Below are 15,370 nucleotides of genomic sequence, written 5' to 3' on the forward strand. Positions count from 1 at the left end.
TTGTCTGAGACGGTGTAGACGGTGGCGCCACGGATGCCCTTGACGCTGATCGTGTCGGCATGGATCGAGATCAGCAGGTCTGCCTCATGCTGGCGGGCGATGCGCACGCGGTCGTCCAGGCGCAGATATTCATCGGTGTCACGCGTCATGAAGACATCGTATTTGCCGATAGCCGCGAGCTTGTCGCGCAACTCCGTGGCAAACGCCAGTGTGACGTTCTTCTCGATGGTGCCGTTCAGGCCCTCGGCGCCGCCGTCGATACCGCCATGGCCGGGATCGAGGACGACGGTGAAGCGGTGGCCCGGATTGGAGACCGGGCCGGTGCCGACCCGCCCACCCTTGTCGGTCGAAACCGTGGAACCGGTGGTCAGCGCCTGGTTGGCAAAGGCGGCGTCGAACTCACGTTCCGACGCGGCCGACATATCGACGGCAATGCGATAGCCGGTTCCGTCCTCGTTCTTGAGCACATCGAGCTTGTCGACGGCGAACGGCCCCTTGCCGGTGAGGATCAGCCGCGAAACGCCGTCGCCGATCTCGCCCAGCCGCACGCCCTTGACCAGGCCGCGCGGCTTCAGATCCTTGGCGTCGATGGCCAGCCTGGTATTCGCAAGATCGATGACCAGACGATTGGGCCCACGCAGCAGGAACCATTTGATGTCCGGCTCGCGATCGAAATCCATGACGATGCGCATCTTGGTGGCATCGCCCGCCATCTTGTAACCCTTCGCCACGAGCGGTGCATCGGCGGCATCGGCAACGGAGGAGCACGCAAGGAAAATCGCCATCAGCAGCAGGAGACGGAAGGCGCCGAGAATCTGGCCGCCAACACGACATCCCTTGTCTGTGAAGTCTGCCAGTCCCATCTCTCTTCCAGTCGCTCACGGTTTGGCGCCAGGCGCCTGCTCGTTTCATCGAAGTGCCGGTTAGGCCGCGAACCCGATTAACGATTGGTATCCAGAGAAGGTTAACCAAGCCTTTTCATGCAAGGTCGGAACCCAGGCTTACGCTGCGGAACTGCTTTTTGCCGGCATCGGAAATCGGGGTTGCCTTCCAACCCGCCAAATCATAAAAGCGATGGTGGATCACTGCAATCCTGGAACCGCCCTCCTCCGCAGCTTCCTGCTACAGGGTCAGATGAAAGGCGGCTCCTTTCGCTTCACGCGAGAAGGCTACAGGTGATCGCGACGAATTTCGCAGGTGTGCGCCCGTGGCGGGGGAATCGCCTGCGTGAGGAAAACGGCCGGGTTTGTTCCCGTGCCGGCTCTGTATGAGCAAACAAGCTGGTCCGGTTTCCGGGCTTTGGTTCAAAGGTTCTGCTGGTGACGATGGCTTCAAGCGCAATCATTGAAAGGTCCGCATCAAACCGCGCCAATATGGCTGCGGGCGGCACCGCCATGACACGCGGGCAGCGTCCGGCGGACGTTCAATTATCCGGCACCCACATTCATCCAGACACACAGCAGCGGGCTTTGCCCCGCCAGCTGCGGCTGACGGCTGCCGGGGGGAAACGAAATAATGCCCAACAAAATGCTGATAGACGCCTCCCACCCGGAGGAAACACGCGTTGTCGTCGTACGCGGTAACCGTATCGAAGAATTCGACTTTGAATCCCAGGACAAGAAGCAGCTCAAAGGAAATATCTATCTCGCCCGCGTAACGCGCGTCGAACCCTCCCTTCAGGCAGCTTTTGTCGAATATGGCGGCAACCGTCACGGTTTTCTCGCCTTCAGTGAAATACACCCCGACTACTACCAGATTCCGGTCGCCGACCGTCAGGCACTGCTGCGCGCGGAAGCGCAGGAGGCCGAAGACGAGGAGGACGAGGATGGCGATGGCGACGATCGCCAGAACCGTGACCGCGGACGGCGCGGACGCCGGCGCGGCGGCAAGAGCCGCGACCGTGCCGAGCACAAGCGCGATGCCGGTTCAGCCGATTCCGACGAGGCAAACGAAGCCGCCGGCGAGACAGGTGAGGACAACGGCCATGGCGCTGACGTCATCGCCGAGGACACCTCCCACGTTTCGGAAACCATCGAACATGCGGCGGATACCTCCGAACATGTCGATGCATCCGAACACGCCGATGAATCCCACCATGATGAAGGCCCTTCCGAACAGGGCGACTCTTCTTCCGAAGAGGGCGAAAACGAGACCCGCGACGGCGGTTCTACTTCGATCGCCGCCTCCGTCGAAGCCGATGTGATTTCCGAGCCCGCCCCGCAGGCGGAACAGGGCAGCGAAGCCACCTCCACCGACAATGATCGTGGCATGCTGGAGGAGGTGCAGTCCTCGCATCCCGACGATCATGAGGTCGAATCGGTCGGTGCGGAGGATGCGCTGGAAGAAGTGCGCAACCGCCGCAAGCCGGTGCGTCGCCAGTACAAGATCCAGGAAGTCATCAAGCGTCGGCAGATCCTGCTGGTGCAGGTCGTCAAGGAGGAGCGCGGCAACAAGGGCGCCGCACTCACCACCTATCTGTCGCTTGCCGGCCGCTATTCGGTGCTGATGCCGAACACGGCGCGCGGTGGCGGCATTTCACGCAAGATCACCAGCGCGGTCGACCGCAAGCGCCTCAAGGAAGTGGTTGCCGATCTCGAAGTGCCGCAAGGCATGGGCGTCATCCTGCGCACCGCCGGCGAGAGCCGCACGAAGGCCGAGATCAAGCGCGATTATGAATATCTGATGCGGCTCTGGGAGAACGTGCGCAATCTCACGCTTCAATCCACCGCCCCTGCCCTCGTCTATGAGGAAGGCAGCCTGATCAAGCGTTCGGTGCGCGACCTCTACAACAAGGATATCGACGAGATCCTTGTCTCGGGTGAGGAAGGCTATCGCGAGGCCAAGGACTTCATGCGCATGCTGATGCCGAGCCACGCCAAGGTGGTTCAGCCGTTCCGCGACACGACACCGATCTTCGTGCGCAACGGCATCGAGGCGCAACTCGACCGCATGCTGCAGCCGCAGGTGACGCTGAAGAGCGGCGGCTACATCATTATCAACCAGACCGAGGCGCTGGTTGCCATCGACGTCAATTCGGGCCGCTCCACCAAGGAGCACTCGATCGAGGACACCGCGCTCCACACCAATCTGGAAGCGGCCGAAGAGGTGGCCCGCCAGCTCAGGCTGCGCGACCTTGCCGGCCTGATCGTCATCGACTTCATCGACATGGAGGAGAACCGCAACAACCGCTCCGTAGAGAAGCGGCTGAAGGATCACCTCAAGAACGATCGTGCCCGCATCCAGGTCGGGCGCATCTCGCATTTCGGCTTGATGGAGATGTCGCGTCAGCGCATCCGCGCCAGCGTGCTGGAATCGACCATGAAGCCGTGCCCGCATTGCGGCGGCACCGGCCATGTGCGCTCCGATTCTTCGGTCGCGCTGATGGTGGTGCGGGCGATCGAGGAATTCCTGCTCAAGGATTCGCGCAGTCACATCACGGTTCGCACGCCGGCGGCGACAGCACTCTATGTGCTCAACCACAAACGCGGCACGCTGGTGGAACTGGAAAGCCGTTTCGGCCTGACCATCACCATCGAGGCCGACGATGCGGTAGGCGCGCAGCACTACGCGATCTTCCGCGGTGCTCTAGCCGAAAAGCCCGAAGGCTTCGTGGAGGTGCGCAGCCTGCCAGCCTATGTCGAGCCGGAAGAGCCCGAGGACGAGATTGTCGTCGTTGAGGAAGAGGATGAGGCATCGGCGCAGGCAGAGCAGCCTCGCCAACAGCCGCAGCAGCACCAACAGCCGCGGCCTGCCGGTGGCGAGGATGGCGAAGGCCGCGACCGCAAGCGCCGCAAGCGCCGCAGACGTCGTGGCGGCAGGGATCGCGACCGTGAGCATGGCGCGCCGGCCGACGGCTCGTCCATCTCTGCTCCGGCCGGAGATTTCTCCGATCAGACAGACGCGGAGGTCAATGACGAGACCGAAACCGACGATGCCGCCCCGGTCGCTGCCAGTGCGTTGGATGAGGCAACGCAGGCGTCGGACGACAGCCAGGGCAAGAAGCGCCGGCGCGGCAAGCGCGGCGGCAAGCGCAACCGTCGCGAAGACGGCGAAGGCGAGGCCGAGGCAAGTGCCGGCGAAACGACCGAGCCGTCCGAGGCTGATGCTTCGGAAAGCGAGCCCGCGTCGATCGAACCGGTTGCCGTTGCCGCGATGGAAGAGCCGGTAGTGGCTCCGGTCAGCGACGAGGTGCCAAGCACAGAGAAGCCCAAGCGGGCGCGCCGTGCGGCCAAACCGAAGAAGGCAACCGCCGAGGCCGTCGCCGAGACAAGCGTTGTCGAAGCGGCCGCGGAAACGCCGGTTGAGACTCCGGTGACTGCCGCTGAGGTCGAAGAGGAGCCTTCAAAGGCCCGGCCATCGCGACGCAAGCCGGCCGCCATCGATGCACCGGTCGTGCCGGTGGTTTCGTCGACCGTCGACGATGAGCCGGAAGTCAAGGCCGAGGAAAAGCCGAAGCGTGCCGGCTGGTGGCAGCGGAAAGGCTTTTTCTAAGCCTTTCAATGGCTTGAAATGATTTTTTGATAACAAAATCCCGCGCCAATCGACATACGGCGCGGGATTTTTCATATCGGGCGGCCAACAGGGCGCGAAGTTTCAAGGCGCGAAGATCGACCAGTTCATCATCCTGGCCAGCTTTTCCAGCGCGATCGAACCCAGCTTGGAATTGCCGTTGGCATTGAGACCCGGCGACCAGACGGCAAGCGAGGCAATGCCCGGCACGATGCCCAATATGCCGCCGCCGACACCGCTCTTACCGGGAATGCCGACGCGAAAGGCGAAGTCGCCCGAGCCGTCATAGTGGCCGCAGGTCAGCATCATGGCGCCGATGCGCCGTGCCCGCTCCGCCGACACCACGGAATGCCCGGTCGCCGGGTTCTTACCGCCATTGGCGAGGAAGCGGCCGGCCATGGCCAGTTGCCGGCAGCTCATGGCGATGGCGCAGTGGTGGAAATAGACGCCCAGCGCCAGCTCTGGCGCATGATGAAGGTTGCCGAAGGATTTCATGTAGTTGGCGAGCGCGAAGTTGCGATAGCCGGTGGCGCGCTCAGACGCGGCGACCTCGCGGTCGATAATGATCGTCTCGTCGTCGGCGAGGAACTGGATGAAGCGCAGGATCTCGCCGATCGCCTCGCGCGGCTGGTGGCCGGCAAGCAGGATGTCGGAAACGACGATGGCACCGGCATTGATGAACGGGTTGCGCGGAATGCCGTTCTCGTGCTCGAGCTGGACGATCGAGTTGAAGGGATTGCCCGAGGGTTCGCGCCCTACCCGCTTCCACAATGCGTCGCCGACATTGCCGAGCGCGAGCGTCAGGGTGAATACCTTGGAGATGCTCTGGATCGAAAAGGCCTGTTCGGCATCGCCCGCCATCAGCACGCGGCCGTCATTGGTGACGGCGGCGATGCCGAATTTCCTTGGGTCAACCTTGCTCAGTTGCGGGATATAGGAAGCGACCTCGCCGCGATCGGTGCGTTCGGCCATTTCGGCGGCGACCTCGGCCAGCGCCTGCTCGAGTTCCGGCATGGGGCTACCTCAACCAGCGGTCGATGCGCGTCAGCGCCTCGACCATGTCGTCGTGGCTGCCGGCATAGGAAAACCGCATCGTGCGGTGCCCCGCCTGGGTGTCGAAGTCACGGCCCGGCGTCGCCGCCACATGCGCCTCGGCCAGCATCCTGCGCGCGAAGGCCATGCTGTCGTTGGTGTGCCGGGTGACATCGCAAAAAGCGTAGAAGGCACCGTCCATGGGCGCGGCCAGCGGGAAACCGAGTTCGGGCAGACGTTTCATCAGGAGCTCGCGATTCCAGGCGTAGCGACCCTTCACCGCTTCCAGTTCCTCGGTGGCGGCAAAGGCCTCGATCGCCGCGATCTGCGACAGTTCCGGCGGCGAGATGTAGAGGCTCTGGGCGATCCGCTCGACGGGCCGCACCAACTCTTCCGGCAAGACCATCCAACCGATGCGCCAGCCGGTCATGCAGTAATATTTCGAGAAGGAATTGATCACCGTCACGCTGTTGCCGTAGCGAAGCGCCGTCGTGTCAGGCGCGGCGTAGGCCAGCCGATGGTAGATTTCGTCGGAGATGACGGCGATCCCCAGGGTCTCCGCCGTCCTGATCAGAGCCGACAGTTCGTCGGCCGGTATGACCGCGCCGGTCGGATTGGCAGGGCTTGCAAACAGCACGCCCTTCAGCGGCTTCTCGCGGTGCGCGGTCTCCAGATGACCGGCATGCAAGTAAGCCTCATCGCCGAGTTCGATCTCGACCACATCGATGCCGAGCGCCGCCATGATGTTGCGATAGGCGGGGTAGCCGGGCGCGGCGATGGCGACGCGGTCGCCCGGATCGAACATCGCCAGGAAAGCGAGATTGAAGGCCGCCGACGATCCTGTCGTCACCGCGATCCGGCCGGGATCGACATCAAGCCCATAATGATCAGCGTAGTGCCCCGCAATCGCTTTGCGTAGACCGGCCAGACCGAGCGTGTCGGTGTAGCCTATGCGGCCATCCTCCAGGGCCTTGGCCGCCGCGGCGCGAACGCGTGCGGGCGCCGGGTCGGACGGCTGGCCGACCGCCATGGAAATCACCGGTACGCCTTGGGCCTTCAGCCGGTTCGCTTCGGCCAGCACATCCATGGCGTGGAATGGCTCTACATTGCCGCGGCGTGAGAGTGAAACGACCATTAGACCCCTCGTCCAAGCTGCCGCTTTTGTTGGCGCAATTCCGGACGGTAACCGGATGCGCGATTTCCTGGAATTGGCCGGCTCAACGGAAGCACCGTCGCGCTCGCCTCGATCTTCCGGGAGACGTAATCCCGATAGAGGAGTCCATCAATCGCGAGGTCAAGATCGCCGCAGTGGTAATCGCCTGCCTGCTGATCATTCAGCTTCTGCTGCAGGTCCAACTTTCCGAAGATCGGTTAGCCAGGTCTCGATCTCGTCGAGGACTGTCGGCAGCTTGCCGGTGATCAGTGAGCGCACCTCGTGGATCTTGCGCAGCAATCGCTCATCGCGTTTACCGCCGTCCGTCTGGCCTTCCTGAATCCAAGCTTGCAAATCACCCGGATCCACTGTCGGTGGCAACTCGATCTCGCGCAAGGCGGCAATTAGAGTCGCGCCACGCCGGGCTGCCGCATGCAATTCTTTCTCTGTCTTCGTGTGCAATGTGATGTAGCCATGCAGCCGGGTGAACTCGATGACAGAACCCTTGAAGTCCGGGTCGACCTGTTCAGGTGTCAGAGTGGCCTGCTGCAGCACCGGCGCGACAAACATCTTTTTGCTGACGCGGTTAGCCGTTGTGTTGGCTGCGTAGTCAAGGAGATAGCGATCAACCAGAGCCGCTATGTTCGTACCCCGGTGACCGGCGGCCTCGACCAGCGCCTTCCATTCTGTCTTGTTACGATGAACTGTGATGTTGTGTTTGTCGCGACCATCACGCCGGTTCTTCTCTTTCGTGCTCATGGCAATCCCCAGTCGTTGAGAGCGCGGACAAGGAGGGGGAAGCAACGGCTTCCCCTCTCCAGGTTGTCCGACTGGTCTGGGTTACTCGGCGGCTTTGGCCGCAGCCAGCGCCTCTGCCTTGCCCCATACAGACGGAAACACCTCATTGACGCGCAGAGCGAGCTTCTTGACCGCCTCCTGCTTCAGCCAGGCATTGAAGCCCTTAATGCAGAGGCCGAGTACCTGGTGGCGCTCCATCGGGTCGATGCTGTTGAGATCGTTGATCAGCTCATATTGCATTACAGCGATCGGATCGCCGGAAGCGCGCGCCGCGTCACCACGCTCGTTGGCGAGATCTTCGAAGAACTCGTCGGCCGTGTTTTCGTCGTGCGCCTTGATGATCTCGAAAGCCAGTACCGTCGCCACATCCGGCTTGAAGATCACCTTCTTGGTAATTGCCTTGTGTTCGCCATGCATCAGGTTCGCCGCAGTGCGCAGCGCGGGATTGGCGAGCAGGTAGTCGAGCATCACCTTGGGCGCGATCTTGCCCAGGCTCTGCACCTTGGAGGCGGTGTAGCAATCAGCATCGAGGTGCATCGCCATCTTGCAGGCACCCGCCAAAGGACCAGACATCGAGCCGTAGCCAGCAGTCACCAGGATCTCTGCGTGCGTGCGCGGTTTGCCTTGATCGAAATAGGCAAAAACGCTCGGAATCCGGTCAACTTGATTGACAACGTAGTGTTTGACCGTAATGCCGGTGATGAGAGTTGCCAGGCAACGGTGCTGCAGATCGATGCCATTGCCGTCAATGTCGAAGACCAGCGGGACACCAGTCGGCTGGAATTCACGGATCTCCACCTGGTGGCAGAGGTATTTGGTGTTGGCAAGGGACGGCGGCCTATTGGCGGTGTTCCGGATCCAGGCCTTGGCGGCCCACTCAACATCGACATTTGTCCACCCGTCAGGGTGCTCGAAATCATCCGCAAAGGACACGTTATCCTGGGCCCACGTATGCAGCCGATCGATGAAGTCGTGCCACATCGGGCTGTTGCATGCTTCGATATCGAGGGTGGGAAGCAGAGAAAGGGGCGACGTCGAAGACGCCGCTTGTGTAGCGGTGGTCATGTGACTCTCCTGTTACCCGGTGCCATTGCCGAGGCTCGCATTGAGCCAGGCCGCTATCCGGTGATTGCAATACTGCGCCCTTCTCCGGTGCTTGGCAACTACCAACCTTGTCCGGATTGCTTTAAGTCGCACTGATATGGTACGCGCACAGCGAAAGAGAGACAGTTTTGGCAATTCAGCTTGCCCATTTAAGCGATTGATTTTATCGATAAAAATTGACGATGAAGGCCCCAACAAAATGATGCCCCCAATCCTGTGGGTATCACAAGTTGAGGAAGTTTTTCCGGTGCCGACTTTTCATCTTTCGCCCGCTCGTCTACCAGTGGACACATTATGTTGAGCCGACCCAGACCGACGATAGCCCGGGCAGCGCGTGTCTTCGCCACGCTTTCGCTCGGCTTCGCCGTTGCCGTGGCGAGTTCGGTCACCGCCTTTGCCCAAGGCGTGCCTGTGATACGTGATGCCGAGATCGAGGCTCTGGTGCGCGATTACGCACGGCCGATCTTCAGGGCTGCCGGATTGGCGAATGATGGCATAGACATCGTGCTGGTCAACGATTCCAGCTTCAACGCCTTCGTCACCGGACGCCGGATGTTCATCAACACCGGCGCGCTGATGATGGCTGAGACGCCCAACGAAATCATTGGCGTCATCGCGCACGAAGCCGGCCATTTGGCCGGCGGTCACCAGCAGAAATTGCGTGACCAGCTCGAGCGCGCCAAGACGATGGCCGTCATCGCGACATTGCTTGGTGCCGGCGCGATCGTCGCCGGTGCGACCACCAACAGCCGCGGCCTTGCCGGCGCAGGCATGGGCGTCGCCGCCGGCGGCGGCGAGATGGCCCAGCGCAGCATCCTTGCCTACCAGCGCACCGAGGAGATCACGGCCGACCGCTCCGCGATCACCTATCTCAATGCCACCGGTCAGTCCGGCATGGGCATGCTGAAGACCTTTGCCCGCTTCCAGACGGCCTTGTCGTTGTCGGGCGCCCAGATCGATCCCTACCGGATCAGCCATCCGATGCCGCAAGAGCGAATCGCCAACCTCCAAGTGCTGGTCAAACAGAGCCCCAATGTCGACAAGCTCGATCCGCCGGCGCTGCAGCAGCGCCATGACATGATGCGGGTTAAGATCGCCGTCTACATGGGAGGCCAGGCCGCCGCGGCGCGGCTGATGCAAAAGATGCGGGGCAGCCTGGCCGCGCAATATGGCGATGCCCAGTCGACCTACCTTTACGGCAATCTTCCCGCAGCGCTCGTCAAGACCAACGCCCTGATCAAGGCACAACCCAAGAATGCCTACTTCCAGGAGTTGCGCGGCGACATACTGATGAAGGCGAACAAGCCTGGGGAAGCGACGGACGCCTACGCCAAGGCGGTCAGCCTCGATCCGGCGCGGTCCGGCCTGCTGCCTGTCTCGCTTGGCCAGGCGCTGATGGCTGTCGGTACGCCTGATTCCCTCAAGAAAGCCGTCGTGCAGATCAACAATGGTCTGGGTCGCGACAAGGAAAATTCCGAGGGGTACCGTTATCTGGCGCAGGCTTACGGCGAATTGGGAGACATACCGGGCGCCGAGCTTGCCACGGCCGAAGGTCATTTCTATTCAGGCAACTACAAGGACGCGAAGATCTTCGCCATGCGGGCGCAGCAGCGGATGAAGCGCGGCGAGCCGCGCTGGATACGCGCCCAGGACATCATAAATTACAAATCGTCAGGCAAGATCTAGTAATCTCATGAACCTTCCGGCCACGCGCTACGACACAGCCGGACCGGGAAAACAGGTAAAAGGAACGAAAACGATGAAAAAGGCACTGCTGCTGGGCACCACGGGGATCGCTGTAGCCCTTGCCATGCTGGCTTTCGGTTTCGTGGCCGGCAGCCCACAGGTCGCGAAGGCCGGGACGACGCAGCCGGTCCAGACGGTGGCCGATACCAAGATCGACCGCACGGAGATCGAAGGAATCATCCGCGACTATCTCTTGAAGAACCCGGAAGTGCTGCTCGAGGTGCAGGACGCGCTGGAGGCCAAACAGAAGGAAGAGCAGCGCATCGCTCATCTTGGCGTCATCAAGGACGCCAAGGACCAGATCTTCAACTCCGCCTTCGACGGCGTCGTCGGCAATCCGAACGGCAAGGTGACGATCGTCGAGTTCTACGACTACAATTGCGGTTTCTGCAAACGCGCCATCGAGGACATGCGGGCGCTGACCAAAACCGATCCGGATCTGCGCTTCGTGCTCAAGGAATTCCCGATCCTCGGCCCGGATTCGCAGAAGGCGAGCTTCGTTTCGATGGCGTTTCACCTGATGATGCCGGAAAAGTACGGCGAGTTCCACAACGCGCTGCTTGGCGGCCAGGGACGCGCCACCGAGGCGACCGCGATCAAGATCGCGCTTTCGCTCGGTGCCGACGAGGCGACATTGCGCGAGAAGATGAAGGACCCGTCGATCCCCGAGGCCTTCTCCAAGACCTATGATCTCGCCAACAAGCTGTCGATCACCGGAACGCCGTCCTATGTCGTCGGCAACGAGGTCGTGTTCGGAGCTCTCGGGCAGCAAGTGCTTGCGGAAAAGATCGAGGCGGCGAAAGCCGCGCTTTGATCCGCCGCGGGTTTTGCTCACGGTCGCATTTCGGCCTGTTGTGGACAGTGAAAGAACGCACTTGCGCTCTTTTCGCGGACGGCTATGCCCATTATAGAGAGCCAGCGCGGCGGTTTGATACCGGCGCCGGAAAAGGTCGGCTTTTTTGAAAACGGTTTTCGTCCTGAACGGTCCCAATCTCAACGCGCTCGGCAAGCGCGAGCCGGGCATCTATGGCGGCAAGACGCTTGCCGCGATCGCCGACGACTGCAAGCAGGCGGGCACATCACTCGGGCTCGAGATCGATTTTCGCCAGTCGAACCACGAGGGCGATCTTGTCGACTGGATCCAGGAAGCCGGCGACAAGGCTGCCGGTATCGTCATCAACCCGGGCGCCTACAGCCATACATCGATCGCGATCCACGACGCCATTCGTTCGGTGGCGCCATTACCGGTCGCCGAAGTTCATCTTTCCAACATCCACGCGCGGGAATCATTCCGTCATGTCTCCATGGTCGCGCCGGTCGCCGTCGGCATGATCTGTGGTTTTGGGCCGCTCGGCTACACGCTGGCGCTGCAGGCGCTGGCCGCACGCCTATGACCGGTCAACAAACAGAAGGCTCGAAAATGTCCATAAAGAAGACCGGTGTTGACCAGCAGCTTATCCGCGATCTTGCGGGTATACTGAACGACACCAACCTGACCGAGATCGAGGTTGAACTGGGCGACCTGAAGGTGCGCGTGTCACGGCAGGCACCTGCCGTCCATGCGATTGCGGCACCCCAGTCCACCTATGCGCCGGCGGCTGCGGGCCAGCCTGCCAACGCGGCCGCCCCGGCGGCGGCGGTCGACGTATCGAAGAACGCGGTGGCCTCGCCGATGGTCGGCACCGCCTACCTGGCGCCGTCGCCGGACGCCAAGGCGTTCATCGAGATCGGCCAGAAGGTCAAGGAAGGCCAGACACTGCTCATCATCGAAGCGATGAAGACGATGAACCAGATCCCCTCGCCGCGCGCCGGCACGGTGACGGCGATCCTGTTCGAGGACGCGCAGCCGGTCGAATACGGCATGCCGCTCGTCGTGATCGAGTAGAGCGGGTCGGATGTTCCAGAAGATCCTCATCGCCAATCGCGGCGAAATCGCGCTTCGGGTTCTGCGCGCTTGCAAGGAACTCGGCATCCAGACGGTGGTGGTGCATTCGACCGCCGACGCCGACGCCATGCATGTGCGGCTTGCCGACGAAAGCGTGTGCATTGGCCCGCCGCCATCGCGCGACAGCTATCTCAACATCCACCAGATCGTCGCGGCCTGCGAGATCACCGGCGCCGACGCCGTGCATCCGGGCTACGGCTTCCTGTCCGAAAACGCCAAGTTCGCCGATATCCTGGCCGCGCACAACATCACCTTCATCGGCCCGTCTGGCGATCATATCCGGATCATGGGCGACAAGATCGAGGCCAAGCGTACCGCCAAGCGTCTCGGCATTCCGGTCGTGCCAGGTTCCGACGGCGCGGTGAGCGAGGAGAAGGAAGCCAAGCGGATCGCCGCCGAGATCGGCTACCCCGTGATCATCAAGGCATCGGCCGGTGGCGGCGGGCGCGGCATGAAGGTGGCCCACAGCGAGGCCGACCTCGAAGTCGCCTTGCAGACTGCGCGCTCGGAAGCGGGCGCCGCCTTCGGCGACGACGCCGTCTATATCGAGAAATACCTGCAGAAGCCGCGCCACATCGAAGTGCAGGTGTTCGGCGACGGCTTTGGCCGCGGCGTGCACTTCGGCGAGCGCGATTGTTCGCTGCAACGGCGTCACCAGAAAGTCTGGGAAGAGGCCAATTCGCCAGCACTCAATGCCGAGGAGCGGTCCCGGATCGGCGGCATCTGCGCCAAGGCCATCGCCGATCTCGGCTATTCCGGTGCCGGCACGATCGAATTCCTCTACGAGAACGGCGAGTTCTATTTCATCGAGATGAACACACGCCTGCAGGTCGAGCATCCGGTGACGGAAGCGATCACCGGCATCGATCTCGTGCACGAGCAGATCCGCGTTGCTTCCGGCGGCGGACTTTCGGTCAAACAGGAAGACATCAAGTTCAATGGCCACGCCATCGAATGCCGCATCAATGCCGAGGATCCGCGCACGTTCACGCCCTCGCCCGGCACCATCACCCATTTCCACACGCCTGGGGGTCTCGGCATCCGCGTCGATTCCGGTGTCTATTCAGGCTACAAGATCCCGCCTTACTACGACAGCCTGATCGGCAAACTGATCGTGCACGGGCGCAATCGCGTCGAATGCATGATGCGGCTGCGCCGGGCGCTTGACGAATTCGTCGTCGACGGTATCAAGACGACATTGCCGCTGTTTCGCGACCTGGTCGGCAATGCCGACATCGCCAATGGCGACTATGACATCCATTGGCTGGAAAAATATCTGGCCAAGGAAGAATAGTTCGGGGACGCGATGACCCGTCCTTACGCGCCTGGCTATCGCATACCCACCGACCTTCTGCTCAAGGCCTACGCCTCGGGCGTCTTCCCGATGGCCGAAAGTGCCGGTGATCCGGAGGTGTTCTGGGTGCGGCCGGAGACGCGCGGCATCATACCGCTCGACGATTTCCACATACCCAAAAGCCTGAAGAAGGCGATTCGCAGGAACCCGTTCGACATTCGCTTCGACTTCGATTTCGAGGCGACGATCGACGGCTGTGCCGAAAAGCGTGAGGAGCGCCGCTCGACCTGGATTAATGCGCCGATCCGCGAGGCCTATGTGCAACTGCACCGCATGGGTCATTGCCATTCGGTCGAGGCCTGGCGCGAAGAGCGGCTGGTCGGCGGCCTCTATGGCGTCTCGCTCGGACGGGTGTTCTTCGGCGAAAGCATGTTTTCCAAGGAGACGGATGCGTCGAAAATTTGCCTCGTGCACCTTGTCGAACGCCTGAAGTCACGCGGTTTCGCGCTGCTTGATACGCAATTCACCACCGAGCATCTCAAGCGCTTCGGCGCGGTCGACGTGCCGCGCGGCAAATATGAGAAGCTGCTGGCGGAGGCTCTGAAGGGCGAAGCGGCCTTTTTCCCGTAAAGGATCTGCCTTACTTCACCGCGGCGGCTTCCAGCGGCGTCTGCGAATGGAACATCATCTTCCAGCCGTTGACGCGATGGACGTAGCCCGTGCTGACCAGCGCTGCGTAGGGTTCGCCATTCTCGCGCGTCGCATGGGCCTCATAAGTCAGCATGACGATGTCGCTGCCGGGTTCGATTATTCCTTTGAGCTCGATGTCCAGATTGCGCCACCGGTTGGGCTTCGACGCGGTCTTGGCCAGATCGGCGTTATCCATGGCCTGCGCCATCTGCGGAAACGCCACTAGGCACTCGGTATCGGCATTGGCCGCGTAGTAGGCCTCATCGCCCGTCCAGAACCCCTTTTCGAGTTCCAGCAATTCCGCCTTGTTGGCCGTAAGTCGCTTGCTGTCTGACATCGCAATATCCTCCACGCGCACCGATGCGCGGTCGTGCGTGGTCCAACGTGTGGTGGCCGCGACGGTTCCGGGGATCAGTTGGTCGTGGTCGTATCCGGTTCCGTGGGGTCGGACTGTTCCACGTCCGGAGTGGCCACGGGCGTCGGCTTGGCCGAAGCGGGTTTGGGCTTGGCCGCGACAGGCTTCGAAGCGTCAGCCTTGGTGGCGTCAGCTTTGGTGGCATCTGGCGCCGGTACATCCGACTTCTGCTTGCATTCCTTCAGCCAGACGTCATAGACGGCATGTTCGACGGCATTGAGACCCGGGCTTTCGGCAAACATCCAGCCCGTGAAGATGCGGCGGATCTTGCGGTCGAGCGTGATCTCGTCGACCTCGACGAAGGAATCGGTCTTCGGCTCCTCGTTCTGCGGCCGGGAATAGCAGACGCGCGGCGTCACCTGCAAAGCGCCGAACTGCACCGTCTCATTGATATAGACATCGAAGGTGATGATGCGGCCGGTGATCTTGTCGATGCCAGCGAACTCGGCGACCGGATTGGTGATCCGATCGGATCCCGCGGGCGGCGCCGGCGCGGGTGCGGCGGGTGCAGCCGGCGCGGGCGAAGCCGCAAAGGCGGCGGTGCTGACGGCAAGGCCGGCGGCTAGCGTGAGACCGCCCGTCGATATCAGGTTGAAAAAACTCATACAGGGGTACCGGAGGTTCGCGCCCAGGTGATTCCGTTGATCGCCAAGGCTAATCGCCGTTTTCTGATCAGCAAGCAGC

The 15,370-nt window shown here is 61.8% G+C and carries 15 protein-coding genes; 7 read left to right on the forward strand and 8 right to left on the reverse strand.

What is annotated here, in order from left to right; all coding sequences use genetic code 11:
- Positions 1-863, reverse strand: an 863-nt coding sequence (locus FJ934_RS04510; RefSeq protein WP_140607463.1) for an N-acetylmuramoyl-L-alanine amidase, incomplete at its 3' end; no start/stop codon positions are given.
- 652 nt (positions 864-1,515) lie between these two features.
- On the opposite strand from FJ934_RS04510, the gene FJ934_RS04515 reads away from it, so the two are divergent.
- Entirely contained in the window at positions 1,516-4,491 is a 2,976-nt protein-coding gene (locus tag FJ934_RS04515; protein ID WP_140607464.1) for a ribonuclease E/G, read from the forward strand.
- Between the two features lie 102 nt (positions 4,492-4,593).
- On the opposite strand, the gene FJ934_RS04520 is transcribed toward FJ934_RS04515, so the two are convergent.
- From FJ934_RS04520 to FJ934_RS04540, 5 genes are all read right to left on the reverse strand, one after another.
- Entirely contained in the window at positions 4,594-5,523 is a 930-nt protein-coding gene (locus tag FJ934_RS04520; protein WP_140607465.1) for a glutaminase, read from the reverse strand.
- Between the two features lie 4 nt (positions 5,524-5,527).
- Entirely contained in the window at positions 5,528-6,676 is a 1,149-nt protein-coding gene (locus tag FJ934_RS04525) for an aminotransferase class I/II-fold pyridoxal phosphate-dependent enzyme (protein WP_140607466.1), read from the reverse strand.
- Positions 6,676-6,897 (reverse strand): hypothetical protein, encoded by a 222-nt coding sequence (locus tag FJ934_RS28205; protein ID WP_140607467.1) that lies wholly within the window; start codon positions 6,895-6,897, stop codon positions 6,676-6,678. Before FJ934_RS28205 ends, FJ934_RS04525 begins: the two co-directional genes overlap by 1 nt.
- On the reverse strand, positions 6,872-7,453 hold the full coding sequence (locus FJ934_RS04535; RefSeq protein WP_140607468.1) for a hypothetical protein: 582 nt from the start codon (positions 7,451-7,453) through the stop codon (positions 6,872-6,874). Before FJ934_RS04535 ends, FJ934_RS28205 begins: the two co-directional genes overlap by 26 nt.
- A gap of 81 nt (positions 7,454-7,534) precedes the next feature.
- Positions 7,535-8,557, reverse strand: a complete 1,023-nt coding sequence (locus FJ934_RS04540; RefSeq protein ID WP_140607469.1) for a hypothetical protein — start codon at positions 8,555-8,557, stop codon at positions 7,535-7,537.
- Positions 8,558-8,890: 333 nt separating this feature from the next.
- On the opposite strand from FJ934_RS04540, the gene FJ934_RS04545 reads away from it, so the two are divergent.
- The 6 genes from FJ934_RS04545 (at position 8,891) to aat (ending at position 14,211) form a co-directional block, all read left to right on the forward strand.
- Complete coding sequence (locus FJ934_RS04545; RefSeq protein WP_140607470.1) at positions 8,891-10,282, forward strand: M48 family metallopeptidase; 1,392 nt, start codon at positions 8,891-8,893, stop codon at positions 10,280-10,282.
- Positions 10,283-10,355: 73 nt separating this feature from the next.
- Positions 10,356-11,156 (forward strand): DsbA family protein, encoded by an 801-nt coding sequence (locus FJ934_RS04550; RefSeq protein ID WP_140607471.1) that lies wholly within the window; start codon positions 10,356-10,358, stop codon positions 11,154-11,156.
- A gap of 145 nt (positions 11,157-11,301) precedes the next feature.
- Positions 11,302-11,736: a type II 3-dehydroquinate dehydratase gene (aroQ, locus tag FJ934_RS04555; protein ID WP_056566522.1), complete on the forward strand. Its 435-nt coding sequence runs from the start codon at positions 11,302-11,304 to the stop codon at positions 11,734-11,736.
- 26 nt (positions 11,737-11,762) lie between these two features.
- Positions 11,763-12,227 (forward strand): acetyl-CoA carboxylase biotin carboxyl carrier protein, encoded by a 465-nt coding sequence (accB, locus tag FJ934_RS04560; RefSeq protein WP_140607472.1) that lies wholly within the window; start codon positions 11,763-11,765, stop codon positions 12,225-12,227.
- 10 nt (positions 12,228-12,237) lie between these two features.
- Positions 12,238-13,581, forward strand: a complete 1,344-nt coding sequence (gene accC / locus FJ934_RS04565) for an acetyl-CoA carboxylase biotin carboxylase subunit (protein ID WP_140607473.1) — start codon at positions 12,238-12,240, stop codon at positions 13,579-13,581.
- A 12-nt stretch (positions 13,582-13,593) separates the two neighbouring features.
- Positions 13,594-14,211 (forward strand): leucyl/phenylalanyl-tRNA--protein transferase, encoded by a 618-nt coding sequence (gene aat, locus FJ934_RS04570; protein ID WP_140607474.1) that lies wholly within the window; start codon positions 13,594-13,596, stop codon positions 14,209-14,211.
- A gap of 10 nt (positions 14,212-14,221) precedes the next feature.
- On the opposite strand, the gene FJ934_RS04575 is transcribed toward aat, so the two are convergent.
- Both FJ934_RS04575 and FJ934_RS04580 read right to left on the reverse strand, forming a co-directional pair.
- A complete protein-coding gene (locus FJ934_RS04575; RefSeq protein ID WP_140607475.1) occupies positions 14,222-14,608 on the reverse strand; it encodes a hypothetical protein in 387 nt (128 codons plus the stop codon).
- Between the two features lie 74 nt (positions 14,609-14,682).
- Positions 14,683-15,291: a DUF2155 domain-containing protein gene (locus tag FJ934_RS04580; RefSeq protein ID WP_140607476.1), complete on the reverse strand. Its 609-nt coding sequence runs from the start codon at positions 15,289-15,291 to the stop codon at positions 14,683-14,685.
- Between the last annotated feature and the right edge of the window lie 79 nt (positions 15,292-15,370).

This window comes from Mesorhizobium sp. B2-4-12 (assembly GCF_006441575.1).
Classification (GTDB): Bacteria; Pseudomonadota; Alphaproteobacteria; order Rhizobiales; family Rhizobiaceae; genus Mesorhizobium.